This is a genomic window from Bhargavaea sp. GQ12 (assembly GCF_059758705.1).
The window spans coordinates 1-15,756 of sequence record NZ_JCAXEU010000023.1; the positions used below are offsets into that span (position 1 = coordinate 1).

14 protein-coding genes are annotated in these 15,756 nt (G+C 53.2%); 8 read left to right on the forward strand and 6 right to left on the reverse strand.

The genetic code is table 11. From position 1 onward, the window contains the following. Nucleotides 1-128: 128 nt before the first annotated feature. Nucleotides 129-458 (forward strand): hypothetical protein, encoded by a 330-nt coding sequence (locus AC6CHQ_RS14800; RefSeq protein ID WP_251240258.1) that lies wholly within the window; start codon nt 129-131, stop codon nt 456-458. 60 nt (nt 459-518) lie between these two features. Here AC6CHQ_RS14800 and AC6CHQ_RS14805 read toward each other — a convergent pair whose 3' ends face one another. From AC6CHQ_RS14805 to AC6CHQ_RS14815, 3 genes are all read right to left on the reverse strand, one after another. Next, a complete protein-coding gene (locus AC6CHQ_RS14805) occupies nt 519-1,079 on the reverse strand; it encodes a hypothetical protein (RefSeq protein ID WP_251240259.1) in 561 nt (186 codons plus the stop codon). Between the two features lie 651 nt (nt 1,080-1,730). Further along, a complete protein-coding gene (locus tag AC6CHQ_RS14810; RefSeq protein ID WP_251240260.1) occupies nt 1,731-2,633 on the reverse strand; it encodes a cation diffusion facilitator family transporter in 903 nt (300 codons plus the stop codon). Nucleotides 2,634-2,787: 154 nt separating this feature from the next. Then, complete coding sequence (locus AC6CHQ_RS14815) at nt 2,788-4,134, reverse strand: hemolysin family protein (RefSeq protein WP_251240261.1); 1,347 nt, start codon at nt 4,132-4,134, stop codon at nt 2,788-2,790. A 199-nt stretch (nt 4,135-4,333) separates the two neighbouring features. Here AC6CHQ_RS14815 and AC6CHQ_RS14820 point away from each other — a divergent pair, with 199 nt between their 5' ends. From AC6CHQ_RS14820 to AC6CHQ_RS14840, 5 genes are all read left to right on the forward strand, one after another. Continuing rightward, entirely contained in the window at nt 4,334-5,527 is a 1,194-nt protein-coding gene (locus AC6CHQ_RS14820) for a class I SAM-dependent rRNA methyltransferase (protein WP_498081963.1), read from the forward strand. A gap of 93 nt (nt 5,528-5,620) precedes the next feature. Further along, complete coding sequence (gene chrA, locus AC6CHQ_RS14825) at nt 5,621-6,814, forward strand: chromate efflux transporter (protein ID WP_498081964.1); 1,194 nt, start codon at nt 5,621-5,623, stop codon at nt 6,812-6,814. Nucleotides 6,815-7,303: 489 nt separating this feature from the next. Further along, entirely contained in the window at nt 7,304-9,058 is a 1,755-nt protein-coding gene (locus AC6CHQ_RS14830; protein WP_092055721.1) for an ABC transporter ATP-binding protein, read from the forward strand. Next, complete coding sequence (locus AC6CHQ_RS14835; protein ID WP_092055719.1) at nt 9,045-10,802, forward strand: ABC transporter ATP-binding protein; 1,758 nt, start codon at nt 9,045-9,047, stop codon at nt 10,800-10,802. The genes AC6CHQ_RS14830 and AC6CHQ_RS14835 overlap by 14 nt, the downstream gene beginning before the upstream one ends. Nucleotides 10,803-11,101: 299 nt before the next feature. Continuing rightward, on the forward strand, nt 11,102-12,373 hold the full coding sequence (locus AC6CHQ_RS14840; RefSeq protein WP_498081965.1) for an MFS transporter: 1,272 nt from the start codon (nt 11,102-11,104) through the stop codon (nt 12,371-12,373). A 697-nt stretch (nt 12,374-13,070) separates the two neighbouring features. On the opposite strand, the gene AC6CHQ_RS14845 is transcribed toward AC6CHQ_RS14840, so the two are convergent. The 3 genes from AC6CHQ_RS14845 to AC6CHQ_RS14855 all read right to left on the reverse strand — a co-directional run bounded on the left by AC6CHQ_RS14845 (nt 13,071) and on the right by AC6CHQ_RS14855 (nt 14,069). Next, nucleotides 13,071-13,298, reverse strand: coding sequence for a DUF6199 family natural product biosynthesis protein (locus tag AC6CHQ_RS14845; protein WP_092055710.1), 228 nt, complete (start codon nt 13,296-13,298; stop codon nt 13,071-13,073). Between the two features lie 128 nt (nt 13,299-13,426). Further along, complete coding sequence (locus AC6CHQ_RS14850) at nt 13,427-13,576, reverse strand: hypothetical protein (RefSeq protein WP_177168414.1); 150 nt, start codon at nt 13,574-13,576, stop codon at nt 13,427-13,429. 289 nt (nt 13,577-13,865) lie between these two features. After that, entirely contained in the window at nt 13,866-14,069 is a 204-nt protein-coding gene (locus AC6CHQ_RS14855) for a YheE family protein (protein ID WP_498081980.1), read from the reverse strand. Nucleotides 14,070-14,142: 73 nt separating this feature from the next. On the opposite strand from AC6CHQ_RS14855, the gene AC6CHQ_RS14860 reads away from it, so the two are divergent. Both AC6CHQ_RS14860 and AC6CHQ_RS14865 read left to right on the forward strand, forming a co-directional pair. After that, nucleotides 14,143-14,532 (forward strand): ferritin-like domain-containing protein, encoded by a 390-nt coding sequence (locus AC6CHQ_RS14860; protein ID WP_092055751.1) that lies wholly within the window; start codon nt 14,143-14,145, stop codon nt 14,530-14,532. 76 nt (nt 14,533-14,608) lie between these two features. Further along, on the forward strand, nt 14,609-15,751 hold the full coding sequence (locus AC6CHQ_RS14865) for a DUF445 domain-containing protein (RefSeq protein ID WP_498081966.1): 1,143 nt from the start codon (nt 14,609-14,611) through the stop codon (nt 15,749-15,751). Nucleotides 15,752-15,756 lie beyond the last annotated feature (5 nt).

A 15,756-nucleotide genomic window follows, 5' to 3' on the forward strand; every position in this document is an offset into this window, starting at 1 on the left:
AATAGTCCCATGCCGGGGCTCTTTTTTTGATGAGAGCGTTGCATTTCAGAAAAATGGTTATCCTATACTCAAGCGGGTAAGGATGGGTAGAGAAAGTTGACGCACAGTCAAAGAGGAGGAGTACATCTATGGCAACAAGCAAATGGCTAAAACTCGGAGCGGCGGCATTCCTGTCTGCCGGCATGCTCGCCGCATGTGGCGGAGACGGGGAAGACGATGATGTCAACGTGGATGTGGACGAGCAGGATCCCGTGGAAGAACAGGCACCTGCAGGTGATGGCGGAACGGATGATGGTGAAGACACCGATGTGAATGTAGACACGGATTCTGAAACCGACACCGAAACGGACACGGACACGGATTCAACCGATGGTGATACGAATGATGCCAATACGGATGACACATCAGATGATGAAGATATGCTGAATGAAACAGATGAGGAGAACGACAATTCCTGATCATTCGAAAAGGAAAAGCCCGGGGCTGGATTCCCGGGCTTTTCGGTATTTCAGGGAACTTCAGCCCCCGTTTCGGATATGCTCACCGCCGCTTGCTGTGACAGCGCTGATGATCGGCTGATAGCGCTGCAGAATCATGCCGCGATCGAAATGGTAAGTCTCTCCGTCTCTCATCTTAAATTCCAGGGATTCGACGTACAAAGTGCCGCCTTCCTTGGCCAGGTTCTCCGTAACACTCTCGAAATCCGACCACTCATAGGTTTCACTCGTCAGGGTGAACGGACCGTTGATGACAAAGTGTTCCGGCGTGTAATAATAGTAGTCTTTCACGGTAAGGAGGATGCCGGTCACTCCGACAGCCAACAGAACAAGTGAGAACGTCCACTTTTTCTTTTGATTCTCCATGACTGCAAACAGGACGAAAACGGCAGCAAGCGCGAGAAATCCGATGCCACCCGTGATAAGCGACCAGCCGCTTGTGCCGATTAGTTCCGCTTCCCGTGTAATGAAGCCTGTCTTCAGCGGAAGCAGGATGGCGGCCGGACCGAGAAAGGCAAGGATGAATAGGATGATTGCGATGGTGAAAGAAATGACCCTGCGCTGATCTACTACATCATACAAATTGAAAACCCCCTTTTCTATCTATCTAAAATCATGTCAAATGCACATTCTGAGATTTATCCGCTCTCCAGGGAAGGGATAACTCGGAATGTTTTCAACCTTAATACGACTATGCGACTGAAAAGTTTCAAATACCTTGCGGATGAGCCCCACCATAATTGGCAGATGGCGTGCATAGTATAGAAGACGAATAGGGGGCGATCGCCATGTCAAAAGGGAGTTACTGGCTGTACGGAGCCATGATACTGGCCGGTCTGGTAATTGGAACGATCGTGACGTATCTGATGTCGTCTTAAGGCGGGGTATTGGCTAATGGGAATTACTTTATGGACCTGTAATCGTTATTAGCGACAGGTAAGTGGGATGTCCGGAAACATGAATTTAACACTTCATATGGCAAACGGCATGGACGCCGGAAGACTCCTCGAAAATGCTTCGTATTTCCTTCGTGCGAGGCTTATTCGGGGAGGCTTTTCTGTCCTGCAGGAAAAGCCGGGCTGCGAGACCCCTGCGCTGCCGCGCAACGCTTCGCGCTGCACGCAGATGCCAATCTTCGTATTGGCATCGGCTCGGCGCCGGCCTGCGGTAAGCGACCACTTTTGCGACCAAAAGCGAAGCGTTGGTCAGCAGAGTCCGTGCGGTTTGCTGTTTTCACTTTAAAACTGACTTTGTGGACAAGCCCTGATTTGGAAATTCAGGCTCGATATGGACGAGTACGGTGGAGAGCGGCTTCACTTTCTGCATACGCCGCTCGATCTGCTCTGTGATGCGGTGGCTTTCTATGACGTTCAGTGAAGGATCGACAGTGACAGTCAGATCGATGAAGATCATATTGCCGTGCATCCTTCCCTTGAAGTCCTTGAGGCGGATGACCCCCGGAACAGATGCGGCCAGGTGGGCGAGCGCTTCTCCCTCTTCTTCGTCGAAGCCATCGGTGAGCGTGTAGACGGCTTCCTTAAAGATCGAAGCTGCGGCAAACAGAATGAGCATGGCGATGATCAGGGCGGTGATCGTATCGATCACCGGGTATCCGAAGATGGCTCCGGCAATCCCGGCTGCGGCACCTAAACTCACGAGGGCATCGGCACGGTTGTCGAGTGCGGCTGCCCGGAGAGCGGAACTGCCGATTTTTTTGGACAGGCGGAGATTGTACCGGTAGACGGCATACATGATCAGGCCGCTTGCAAGGGCGATGAATCCTGTATATGGGGAAGGTGTCTGTGCACCTTCGCTGTAGATGGAGCCGATGGCATCCGTCAGCACCTGGATCCCGACAGCCGCCATAATGAATGAGGCGATCAGGGATGCAATCGTTTCAGCCCGGAGATGGCCGTACCGGTGGTTGTCGTCCGGCGGTTTCTGGGAGATCCGAAGGCCGATCAGAACAGCGACGGAGGCGATGACGTCTGTTGTATTATTGAGCGCATCCGCCTTTAGTGCCTCGGACGATCCGGCGACCCCTGCGATGAATTTGACTGTGCTCAGGATCAGGTAGGTTGTAATGCTGAGCCAGGCACCCCGTTCTCCCTGTTTGAGATTTGAATAAAGGTCCATGTTTCCACCTCCGGATTGTACAGTATACCCCAATTTCCTGATGAATGTTTTCCCGTTGGAAACTTGGCGCAAGCGGGGAGGACTCCTATATCAGCATCGGCGGCTTACCCGTCCGGAAAACAAAAAAACCGGAAGCAGGAGCTTCCGGAAAGGATCAGAAATCGGTTGCTGCGGCATCTTCAGCCGGCAAGGATTCTGATTCCTCTTCAATTTTCTGGACTTCGACGTACAGGATATGATGGCCTTCCATGTCTTTGACGAGGAATTCATATCCCTGTTCGATCATCTTTTCGCCTTTGACGATATCAAACCGTTTGGCCATGAACCAGCCGCCGATCGTATCGATATCCTCTTCGTCGATATGGATGCCGAGGATGTCGTTCACGTCCTCGATGAGCATTTTGGCGTCGAAGATGTAATGCCCTTCGCCGATAGCCTGGACATCAGGGACTTCATCGACGTCGAACTCATCCTGGATGTCGCCGACGATTTCTTCGAGTATATCCTCGATTGTGACAAGACCGCTCGTGCCGCCGTATTCATCCATGAGGACAGCCATATGGATCCGTTCTCGTTGGATTTTAAGAAGCAATTCGCTGATCGGGATTGATTCGATCACACGGATGATCGGCAGGAGAAAGTCGGTTACCGGACGATCGCCGGCTAATGGATCTTTAATATAGGCGGTCAGGAGATTCTTCATGTTGATCAGCCCGATGATGTGGTCCTTGTCACCGTCTGTCACCGGATAGCGTGTGTATTGCTCAACGCCCATGACGTCCAGGACTTCTCGAAGCGTCATATCCTGATCGACGGTCATCATCTCGGTGCGGGGTGCCATGATTTCACGGGCAATCCGGTCATCAAACTCGAAGATTTTGTTTACATACTTGTATTCGGACTGGTTGATTTCTCCGCTTTTCAGACTGTCTGAGAGAATCATCCGCAATTCTTCCTCGGAGTGCGCTTCCTCGGATTCCGACATCGGCTTGAATCCGAACATCCGGATCAGCCATTGTGCCGTACCGTTCATCGTATGGATAAACGGATACATGAGCCGGTAGAAAGCGATGAGGGGGCCGGAAAAGCTCAGGGTAATCGCTTCAGCCTTCTGGATGGCAATCGATTTCGGTGCAAGTTCCCCGACAACCACGTGCAGGAACGTCACAACCGAGAATGCGATAATAAACGAAAGCAGCGAGGAGATGTTCCCCTCGATGTTAAAGCGCTCGAAGAGGGGATGAAGCATACGCTCGACGGTCGGCTCCCCGAGCCAACCCAAACCGAGAGCAGTGATCGTAATTCCGAGCTGGCACGCGGAAAGGTATTCATCCAAGTTTGAGATGACTTTTTTTGCCCGGATGGCTTTCCTGTTTCCTTCGGCGATCAACTGGTCGATACGGGTCGTCCTGACTTTCACAATTGCGAATTCACTCGCGACAAAAAACGCGGTGAAAGCGATTAAGGCAGCAAATGCTGCCAATCGTATGGCAATGTCCAAACAATTCCTTTGTCCATGACCCGAATGAGGGGGAGGACAAAGTGTACACCTCCTGTGAATGTAAAAAATAGTGAGTTACTTTCAATGATAAATCCGCATCAGCAAAAAGACAATAAAAATATCCTGCTAGCCGGTGCAAATTCGTCTATTTTGTGCAGGCGTGCGATAATGGGGAAAATCGAAATTTGGAGTTGGGAAAATGAAAACAATTAGTGTAAGGGTGAATGCAGAAGCAGCAGGAGCGATCCGGGCAGGCCAGCCTGTCATCCCGAAGGATTCCGTACGGGACATGTCAGTTTTCGGGGCAGAAGGAACATTATTGCGTCTGGAGGATCCAAACGGCAAGTATGTGGCGACCGGCTATCACGGACAGCAAAACAAAGGCGCGGGGTGGGTGCTTTCACGAAATGAGCAGGAGACCATCGACAGGGAGTTCTTCACGCGGAAAATCCGTGAAGCTGCAGACCGCAGAAAGTCCTTTTTCGAAAACCCGGATACGACGGCATTCCGCGTGTTTAACGGTGAAGGGGACGGTATCGGCGGAATGACGATCGACCATTATGAAGGTCACTGGATGGTCAGCTGGTACAGCGAGGGTATTTATTCGATGCGGCAATATGTCTACGAATCCTTGAAAGAGATGCCGGGAGTCCTCTCCGTCCATGAGAAAAAGCGGTTCGATCTGAAAGGCCGTTATATGGAACAGGATGACTTTGTCTCGGGCAAGCAGCCGGAATTCCCACTGATCGTGAAGGAAAATGGCATGAACTTCGCCGTTGACCTGAATGACGGGGCGATGACCGGAATCTTCCTCGACCAGCGGGACGTCCGGAAGGCGATCCGCGACGAATATGCGGAGGGCAGGAGTGTACTTAATACGTTCTCCTATACGGGGGCATTTTCGGTGGCGGCAGCTCTCGGAGGTGCTTCCGGGACGGTCAGTGTCGACCTGGCAAAGCGGAGCCTGCCAAAGACGATCGAGCAGTTCGCCGTCAACGGCATCGACTATGAAGCGCAGGACATCGTTGTCATGGACGTGTTCGATTACTTCAGATATGCCCGGCGCAAGGAGATGGAATTCGACCTGGTCGTCCTTGATCCGCCGAGCTTCGCCCGGTCCAAAAAGCGGACATTCAGTGCCGCCAAGGACTATGCCAATCTGCTTGAAGATGTCTTGGCCATCACGGCAAAAGGCGGCATCGTGGTCGCTTCGACCAACCATGCCGGCTTCGGAATGAAGAAGTTCAGGACATTCATCGACAAAGCATTCAAGGCGAGCGGCAGGAAGTACCGCATCCTGAAAGAGTACCGGCTGCCGGAAGATTTCCGCACACCCCGGAATTCCCCTGAATCCGACTATTTGAAAGTCGCCGTGATCAAAGCGGACAGCTGAACAGAAAAAGTTTGTTAAGTATTTGTTAAGATGGTTCATCGGCTGTGACGAGTCCGTTAGGATAAGGTGGACTTCTTTTTAGGAGGGTTTTTGATGGAAAAGAAGGAAAGAGGGCGGTATGGCGAAATCTTGTCGGCGTCGCTCAAGCTGGGGCTGACGTCGTTCGGGGGGCCCGCCGCCCATCTCGGATATTTCAGGGATGAATACGTGAAAAAACGCGGGTGGCTTGATGATAGGGCCTATGCGGATCTGGTTGCGCTGTGCCAATTTCTTCCTGGACCTGCGAGTTCACAGGTCGGCATCGGAGTCGGTCTGATTCGTGGCGGCATCGGAGGAGCGATGCTGTCCTGGTTCGGATTCACGATGCCCTCTGTCATCATTCTCATGCTGTTTGCATATCTTGTTGCTGGTGACGTGCCGTTCGACACGGGCTGGATCCGCGGTCTTAAGATCGTAGCGGTCGCGATCATTCTCCATGCGCTGATCGGGATGGGCAAGAACCTGACTCCCGACGTCCCGAGACTTGCGCTTGCGGCGCTGGCTGCGGCCGGTGTCCTGCTCGTGCCGACTGCCTGGGGTCAGATCGGCATCATTGTCCTCGCCGGGCTTATCGGTTATATCCTATATCGGAACCGACAGGAAGGGAACGGCGGAGAGGATGCGGCTATTCCGATGCCGGTCGGGAAAAAGGCGGGAGCGGTGGCCTGGGGACTGTTCTTCGCGTTGCTCGCACTTTTGCCGCTGCTCCGGCAGACTACTGATCATATTCTCGTATCAATTACCGATATCTTCTACCGGGTCGGTTCGATTGTGTTCGGGGGCGGCCACGTCGTCCTGCCGATGCTGGAACGTGAAGTTGTGCCGCAAGGTTATATGGACGCAGAGACATTTATCGCGGGCTACGGTGCCGCACAGGCCGTGCCGGGTCCCCTCTTCACGCTGGCAGCCTACATAGGAATGATCATGGACAGTGTGCCTGGAGCGCTCGTCGCAGTTGTCGCGATGTTCCTGCCGTCGTTCCTCCTCGTGATCGGAACGCTGCCGTTCTGGTCGGTACTCCGCAAGAAAACCTGGCTGAGGGCGGCGCTTGTCGGCGTCAATGCCGCGGTCGTGGGGATCCTTGCGGCGGCTCTGATCAATCCGGTCATCCCGAGCTCAATCTTCTCAGTATGGGATATTGCTGTTGCAGCACTTTGTTTCTGGCTGCTTCAGTTCAAGAAAACCCCACCATGGGTTGTTGTGGCGGTGGCGGGCGTACTCGGTGCCCTGCTCCATGCGTTTCTCTGAGGCGGTATCCACAAATAATGATGCACATATAACTTCACCCATAATGGGGCAAGATTAATAAGTCAAGTGCAAATTGAGGAATTTCTCTGAAAACAGTTGACATGGACTCATCCGCAAGGGTAGTCTGTTAAGGAAAACAAAACCAACGGAAAGGGAGGTATGGACGATGTACAACATGATCATTCAACTCGGACTCGACAACAACTGCATATCGCCATGCCTGCCCGCACTGCGGCCGTAATTACACGGCACCAGTGTCTTTACAGGGGGTCCGGCATGCCTGCCGGACCCTTTTTTCATTGAGCGCGCCTCCATGATTTGGGGCGTGTTTTTTGTGCTTGCTTTGGTAGCACCGCGCTTTTTCGCGCTGTATACAAGACCAAAAACGGAGAGGAGAAATGGTGATGTGCATCACAAAAGAACGCAAAATTCTGGTCAAGGAATCTAAAGAAGGCGGGTAGTGCCCGCCGGGGAGAGAAGGGATAACCAATGTTCTCAGTCTTATTTAAATTAAACTGGTTCTTTAAGGAGAACTGGAAGCGGTACACGGTGGCGTTGATTTTGCTCACTTTCACCAATATCCTCGTCGTCGTTCCGCCATGGCTGATCGGCCGGGCGATCGACACGATGTACCGCGGAGACATGACGGAAGGGCTGCTCATGACCTTTGCGGGTCTGATGCTCCTCGTCATGGCCGTCAACTACGCCTCGAACTTTATCTGGCAATACCAGCTGTTCGGCGGGGCGAACGTGATCGAGCGGGTCCTCAGGAGCCGGCTGATGAAGCACTTCCTGAAGATGACACCGACATTCTACGAGAAGAACCGGACGGGTGATCTGATGGCCCGCTCGACAAATGACTTGCGCGCGATTTCGGAAACTGCCGGGTTCGGCATCATGACGCTGATCGACTCGACGCTTTACCTGGCAACGATTTTGCTGACGGCCGGTTTCCTCGTTTCGTGGAAGCTGACACTGGCCGCGATCTTGCCGCTGCCGATCCTGGCAATCATCATGCAGGTGCTCGGCAAGAAGATCCATGAGCGCTACGTTGTCGCACAGGACGCCTTCGGTGACCTGAACGATGATGTGCTCGAGGCGGTTGCCGGTGTCCGAGTGGTCCGCGCATACGTACAGGAGCGCGCAACCGAAGAAAAGTTCAGAAAGAAAACGGAAGAAGTGTACGAAAAGAACATGGCGGTCGAGCGGATTGATGCGCTGTTTGCGCCGACATCAAAGGTGCTTACAGCAGCCAGCTACGCAATCGGACTCGGCTATGGTGCCTTTCTCGTCTCAACAGGTGAGATGACGCTCGGCAACCTCGTCACGTTCAACGTCTATCTTGGGATGGCCGTCTGGCCGATGATCGCGATCGGCGAACTGATCAACGTCATGCAACGGGGGAATGCTTCCCTCGACCGGGTCCACGAAACGCTGTCCTACCTGGAAGACGTCCGGGATCCGGACCGGCCGAAATGGGCGGGACATCCGGATGACGTCACTTTCGATGATGTGACATTTCAATATCCGCAGTCCTCGTCAGTTAACCTTGACCGGGTAAAAGTGAGGCTTGAGCGGGGAGGGACCCTCGGCATCGTCGGGAAGACCGGCAGCGGGAAGACGACCTTTATTCGCCAGTTGCTGCGCGAGTATCCTGCCGGAGACGGGGAACTCAGTTTTTCCGGAGTTTCCGTCAGTGACCTCACCAAAGATGAAGTTCGGGACTGGATCGGCTATGTGCCACAGGACCATGTGCTGTTTTCACGCTCGATCCGCGACAACATCCTGTTCGGCAAACCGGACGCGACCGATGCGGAGATCGACGAAGCGATCCACCTGTCTCATTTCCGGAAGGACTTGGCGATGCTTCCACAGGGACTGGAAACACTCGTCGGTGAAAAGGGCGTTGCGCTCTCGGGCGGCCAGAAACAGCGGATCTCAATTGCCCGGGCACTGATCAAGGATCCGGATATCCTGATCCTCGATGACTCGCTGTCGGCAGTCGATGCCAAGACCGAGACGGCGATCATCGAAAACATCCGGCAGGGCAGAGAGGGCAAGACGACGATCATCACGACACACAGGCTGTCGGCAATTGAGCATGCTGACTGGATCATCGTCCTGGAAGACGGAAAAGTCACCGAGGAAGGGACACATGGATCCCTCCTGGAAACTGGCGGGTGGTACCGCGAACAATTCGACCGGCAGCAGATCGGGGAGGTGGATCATCATGAAAAAGGGTAAACGGCTGGTCCGTTATGCGACGGACCAAAAACGCTATGTTATTCCGGGTGTGATCTGCCTGGCACTCGCTGTTGCGGCCGATCTTGCCGGCCCGCTGATCGCCAAAAAGATCATCGATGATCATATCGCAGGCAATGAAGGAGGCGGGATGGAATACGCACCGATCCTGATGCTGCTTGCGATCTTCATGGGCCTTGCCGTGGTAACAGCGGTGTTCCGCTATTTGGAATACCTGCTCCTCCAGAAAGGGGCGAACCGCATCATCCAGAAGATGCGGAACGAAGTATACGGCAAAATCCAGACGCTACCGGTCCGCTACTTCGACAATCTGCCGGCGGGTAAAGTAGTCGCGCGAATCACGAACGATACGGAAGCGATCCGGGACATGTACGTCACGGTGCTTTCGCAGTTTGCGACAAGCGGCATGTATATGATCGGGATCTTCGCCGCGCTGCTGTATCTGGAGCCGGCGATGGGGGCGATTACGCTTCTGCTCATTCCGGTGCTTTATATCTGGATGATCTCCTACAGGAAGTACGCTTCCAAGTACAACCGGATCATCCGCGGGAAGGTCAGTGACCTTAACGCGATGATCAACGAGGCCATTCAGGGCATGACGATCATCCAGGCTTTCCGCAGGGAAAAGCAGATGGAACAGGAATTCGATGAGCTGAACGACGAGCACTTCAGGTACAACAACAAGCTGCTGTTCCTCGACTCGGCGACGTCGTTCAACCTGGTCGACGTGCTCCGGTCGATGACGTTCATCGCATTTATCCTGTACTTCGGCAATGTGGCGCTCTCCGCTCCGGCCGCAATCTCCGTCGGTGCGCTGTACGCATTCGTTGACTACATCACACGTCTCTTCAATCCGATTACGGGTATCGTCAATCAGTTCTCCCGCCTCGAGCACTCACTTGTCGCGGCGGAGCGGGTATTCGAATTGCTCGACCAGGAAGGGGAGGACGTGAGCGACGAGAAGATCGCGAGATACCGCGGAAACGTCCGGTTTGAGAATGTCTGGTTTGCCTACAAAGATGAGGAGTATGTCCTGAAAGGCATCGACTTTGAGGCAAAGCAAGGCGAAACGGTGGCGCTCGTCGGCCATACCGGTTCCGGCAAAAGTTCGATCATGAACCTGCTGTTCCGGTTCTATGACCCGACAAAGGGCAGGATTGTGATTGACGGAACCGACATCACAAAGCTGTCCCGTCAGACGGTGCGCGACCATATGGGAATCGTGCTGCAGGATCCGTACCTGTTTACCGGAACGATCGGGTCGAACATCAGCCTGGACGATCCGCGCATTACCCGCGAAGACGTGGAACGCGCCCTCGAGGCAGTCGGGGGGGACCGGGTATTAAAGACCCTTCCGGGCGGAATCGACGAGCCGGTCGTGGAAAAGGGCAGCACACTGTCTGCCGGCCAGCGCCAGCTGATCTCGTTTGCCCGGGCACTTGCCTTCGACCCGGCAATTTTGATTCTGGATGAAGCGACATCGAATATCGACACGGAGACGGAAGAGATCATCCAGCATGCAATGGATGTCCTGAAAAAAGGACGGACGACATTCGTCATCGCCCACCGGCTGTCGACCATTAAGAATGCAGACCGCATCATCGTGCTGGACCGCGGCGAGATTGTGGAACTTGGCACTCATGACCAGCTGCTCGCCTACGAAGGCCAGTACGCGCAGATGTATAAGCTGCAGGCCGGTACACAGGCGGCGGGGAAGACTGGGTAACAGAAAGGCCTGTTTCACAGCCCGGAATTGATCAGTCTCGTCATTCAATCGCTTAATTTCGTCATTCGTCAGTTCAGTTTCGTCATTCACACGTTTAATCTCGTCATTCACAGCCGGCCGGTTGCGAATGACGAGATTTTTGCCTTAAATGACGAAATCGAATATGGCAGGAGGCCCTTTAGGAGGACGCTCTTTGGGGATGCCTTGTGCTTGAATCAGAATCATCCTTCTATTGCCTTTTCCTTTCTATTTTCGTATAATCCGAATGTCGAAATAAATAGAAAGTGAAGGGCCTGTCCATGATTAACTGGTTGAATGAATGGAAAAAGAAGGTCTCTGGATTCAGCCGAAACGTCCGGCTGTTTATATGCGCCAATATCCTCATCCAGATCGGGATGGGGGTATTTGCCGTTATGTACAATCTGTATATCAAAGCACTTGGCATGCCGGAAACTGTGAACGGCAGCATCATCTCGATGACCGCGCTCGCGACGGCGATCATCCTCATACCCGCCGGGCTGCTCAGTGACCGTTTCGGCAGGAAGTGGCTGCTGATCGGCGGTTCTGCACTGACGATGCTGTCGTTGTTCTACCGTTCCGTCGAGACATCGGAAAGCACACTCGTGGCGGCTGCCTTCGTGACCGGCCTGACCATGGCATTCGTCCAGGTGTCGGGCGTCCCGTTCCTTGCGGAAAACTCGACCGCTTCGGAGCGGGTACACCTGTTCAGTCTTTATTTCTCGCTCGTTACCGTGGCCGGAGTGTTCGGAAGTCTCGGAGGCGGGGTGATCGCGGATGTATTGGAGAAATCGTTCGGCCTGTTTGAAGTGGAGGCGATACGCTGGTCGCTGCTGGCCGGCGCCGCAATCTTCGCAGCAGGCATCCTTCCTCTGTTTTTCTTGTCAGGGGGGAAGAAATCCGATCAGCCGGTGACTGCCGACCGGATCCCGGAACCGCCGGTGCAAGGGGAGCCGGACGAGGCGGCACTGGGCAGGAACGTAAAACTCATTTTCCATCTCGGGCTTGCGAACCTGCTAATCGGTTTCGGATCGGGGCTTGTCATCCCGTACCTGAACCTGTACTTCGCGAACCGGTTCGATGCATCAAACGCCTATATCGGACTTATTCTGTCACTCGGATCCGCGATGACAGCGGTCGCGATAATGATCGGACCGGCGCTCGTCAAACGGGTCGGCAAGGTGAAGGCGCTCATCTTCTTCCAGCTCGCATCGATCCCGTTCCTGTTCCTGACGGCGTATACGATGTCACTCGGGCTGGCGTCGCTCGGATTCCTCATGCGCCAGGCGCTTATGAACGCCGGCAACCCGATCCAGAGCGCCATCTCGATGGAAATCGTCCACGACAAATACAAGGGACTCGCCAACTCCGTCAACCAGACCGTGTTCCAGATGGGCTGGGCGGCAATGGGCCCGGTATCTGCAGGACTGGTCGTCGCCTACGGATCCTACTGGGGATATGCATGGGCGTTTACGATCACAGGTGCGCTGTATATGATCTCATCCATCTACTATTACATGGTGTTCGGCAGGAGGAAACTGGCGGGGGAATAAGAGCTGTTCACACCTTACTATTTCCATGCATTTTTGATGACGGCAACGACCAACCAGATGGTTCCGAGAAAGAACAGGTACAATATGATCAATGGCGAGATGCTTATGAACATCTCTATTAAAATCCCCAGTTTGTGTAAGAGATAATTTTTCATAATTACATATATTCCATGTTTTGGAATTAAATGCTATAGACTCCATAGGTTTAAATGGAAATGAAATAGCCCCGGCGGCAGCCGGGGCTATTCTCTGTCTGTTGTGGGGTTCGGTAAAGAAAACGGCCGCTGGGATGACCTTTTTCGACGGGGTCAATATCGTATGGATTGGTTATCAGACAGTATCGATCACCGCCTATGCAGCCATTCAACCGTTCTTGACCGCCAATTTGTTCTATGTGGCCGGTTCATTGGTCTTGAGCGGCTCCTTGCTTTTTGAAATGAGAGATAAACAGATAAACAAACGAGCAACATTAATAAATATCACAACGATAATATCCGCTGTCATACTGAGCGGGAACATCCTGTATTGGGAATTTTATTTATGAATGAAAGCCTCCACATCCTTTGGTTGTGGAGGCTTTTGGCGTTTATTTTCTTTGGTTGATGCGGTTTTGCTCGGGCCTTGTCCTTCATCACTCCTGCTCGCGTCGCTGGTGTTCGGCTGGAGGAAGTTGGCGGGGGAATAACATCAGCACCGATTAGTGGCCGGTAAAGGTTTCAATTGCCATCATGATTAATTGTAGAGTCATAATGATCAAGACGGCCACACTCCCGATTCTGATTAATTTGATTTGGGCATCCGACAGCTCAGGAAGCTCCTTGTACTGCCATTTTTTCATAAAGAAATAGCTTTCTTCCGGCTCATAGAGGGACCATATACAAATACCGTAAACGGGGATTGCCAATATAGTCATAATAAATAACATCGGGTAGCCCCCTTTTTTAGATCTACTATGTATACGGTGTTAAGTACAGGGAGTTTCACTTAACAGAAAAATGGGTTGAAACGAATAGCCCCCACAGCCAGTTTATAGGCTGTGGAGGCTTTTGGTATTCATCGTTTCTGATTGTCGGCAGTATTGATCATGCGGTTTTGTTCATTCGGCTCGCGGGCCTTGTCCTTCATCGACTCCTGCTCGCGTTTTTGCTGTTCGTTCAGCCGGTCCTTCTCTTCAAAATTGTTCTGCGATTTGCTGTCTCCCATCGGGAATTCCTCCTTCCGGTAATACTCAAAGTATTCCCGGCAGAGCCCTGAATCAAACGGTCCTGTTGCCTATTCGGTTTGTCCAAAAGGAGGGTGAACTGCAATTTGGCCGCCCGCATTGGAATATGGGAGCAGAATTTGCAATAAGGCGATGTGACTTGCAATAAGGAAGCCCGATTTGCAACAAGACTGCGCAACTTGCAATATGGCCACCCGACTTGAAATAAGCGGCCCTGAAATGCAATAAGGATCCCCGGCTTGCAACGTAGCGAATAACTTGAAATAAACTTTACTCGTAGACGTGGAACGTCATGAGTTCGTGGATCATCTTTTTGACCTGATCCTCGTCCGGCGGTGTTTCGCCTGACCAGACAATCGAACCGTCCTGGCGGTAGTCCCCGCTATAACGCTTGTTTTTATAATGGAAGGAAAACGTCCAGCCCGGGAGCTGGCCTCCTTCGAACATCGGCTTGTACGTGAAATGCTGCAGCATGTTCCTCATCCCTTTCATGATGGCCGCCCCAAACGCATACCTTGGTGGAAAGATGACGAAAGGATGCGACCGCGTGTTTACCGATCAGCTTCGCGAGGCGATCGAGGACGAGTACAAGGCGTACTACTTCTACAAGTCGATGGCTTCGCTCACGAATGACCGGTATTGGCTCGACTTCATCCAGCATGCGATGGACGACGAGAAGAGCCATTACGAAATGTTCCAACAGCTCTATTATATGCTGACGGGCGCCTACGTTCAAAGCCTCAGGAAGCCGGGACCGGTTGACAACCTGAAGGGGGCACTTAAACAGGCGATCCGGGACGAACTGGAGGCGACTGACAAGTATAAGGTCATGATGCTGGAATCCCCACTCCAGGAAGGGGTCAACCCGCTGTTCATCGCGATGCATGACGAAATGGAGCACGCCATCCGGTTCTCGATGATGTACAACGCCATCTGACCGGTGGCGTTCCTTTTTCTGTATAAGGCCCTGTCTGTTATAATGGGACGGACACCAACAGAAAAAGGTGAAGTGATTGAATGCATTTCTGACCATCGCGTTGATGGCTGTGATCGGCGCCATCATCGGCGGCATTACGAACCATCTGGCGATCAAGATGCTGTTCCGCCCCCACGAGGCTAAATATATCGGCAGTTGGCGAGTGCCGTTCACTCCCGGGCTCATTCCGAAACGACGCGATGAGCTGGCCAGGCAGTTCGGACGAATTGTTGTGGATTACCTTCTGACACCGGATACGTTCCGCAATAAACTGTTTACACCGGCTGTCCGGGAAAAGGCGGAAGGCGTCATCGGCCGCCTGATCGGCAAGCATGTATTCGGCGGGGACAAGACATTATCAGACTGGCTGGACATGGCGGGTATGCGGGGCGCGGATGAGAAAATTGAGGCGGTCGCGCTCGGTCTCGTTGATGTTAAATTCGAGGAAGCCAAGTCAAGGCTCCTTACCGGCACGGTCGCGGAGCGGGTGCCGGCCCGCTGGATGGACGAAGCGGAAGAAAAGCTTCCGGAAATCCGCCGCTACATCCTGTCGCGCGCCATGGACTATGTGAACTCTGCTGAAGGGCGTCAGACGATCCGCAACATGCTGGATGACTTCCTTGAATCCCGGGGAACATTCGGAGGCATGCTCCAGTCGCTGTTCGGCAGCTCGGAGACTCTTGTCGACAAGATCCAGAGGGAAGGGCTGAAGTTCCTTTCTGCATCCGGAACCGCGCGTCTTTTGGATGGACTGATCGAAGGCGAGTATGAGAAACTGAAAAACCGTCCGGTCGAGGAATTGATTGGCGGGTTTGACTGGGAAGGCCTGAAGGCATCGGTCCTCGGTTATGTCAGGAAAGAGCTGGCCGCCGGCGAACGTCTGGACCGCACCCTCAAGGACTACTGGCCGGAAGGGGAGGACTGGGTTGCGCGCAATGTGACACCAGCCCTCACCGATTTTGCCTTCGCGCAGGCGGAGGCGAAAATGGAAGAGGCGCTTGGCCGCCTGAAGATCGACCAGATGGTCAAAGATCAGGTCGACACGTTCCCGGTATCCAGGCTCGAAGATCTAGTATTGGGAATCTCCAAGCGGGAATTCAAGATGATCACGGTCCTCGGTGCCGTCCTCGGCGGCATGATCGGGATTTTCCAGGGGTTTCTTTCGTTGCTTATTAATTGATTGGA

Excerpts from the sequence above, each read along its gene's own strand:
- AC6CHQ_RS14800 (WP_251240258.1), top strand. The coding sequence starts at position 129 with ATGGCAACAAGCAAATGGCTAAAACTCGGAGCGGCGGCATTCCTGTCT.
- AC6CHQ_RS14810 (WP_251240260.1), bottom strand. The coding sequence starts at position 2,633 with ATGGACCTTTATTCAAATCTCAAACAGGGAGAACGGGGTGCCTGGCTC.
- AC6CHQ_RS14820 (WP_498081963.1), top strand. The coding sequence starts at position 4,334 with ATGAAAACAATTAGTGTAAGGGTGAATGCAGAAGCAGCAGGAGCGATC.
- chrA (WP_498081964.1), top strand. The coding sequence starts at position 5,621 with ATGGAAAAGAAGGAAAGAGGGCGGTATGGCGAAATCTTGTCGGCGTCG.
- AC6CHQ_RS14830 (WP_092055721.1), top strand. The coding sequence starts at position 7,304 with ATGTTCTCAGTCTTATTTAAATTAAACTGGTTCTTTAAGGAGAACTGG.
- AC6CHQ_RS14835 (WP_092055719.1), top strand. The coding sequence starts at position 9,045 with ATGAAAAAGGGTAAACGGCTGGTCCGTTATGCGACGGACCAAAAACGC.
- AC6CHQ_RS14840 (WP_498081965.1), top strand. The coding sequence starts at position 11,102 with ATGATTAACTGGTTGAATGAATGGAAAAAGAAGGTCTCTGGATTCAGC.
- AC6CHQ_RS14845 (WP_092055710.1), bottom strand. The coding sequence starts at position 13,298 with ATGTTATTTATTATGACTATATTGGCAATCCCCGTTTACGGTATTTGT.
- AC6CHQ_RS14850 (WP_177168414.1), bottom strand. The coding sequence starts at position 13,576 with ATGGGAGACAGCAAATCGCAGAACAATTTTGAAGAGAAGGACCGGCTG.
- AC6CHQ_RS14855 (WP_498081980.1), bottom strand. The coding sequence starts at position 14,069 with ATGCTGCAGCATTTCACGTACAAGCCGATGTTCGAAGGAGGCCAGCTC.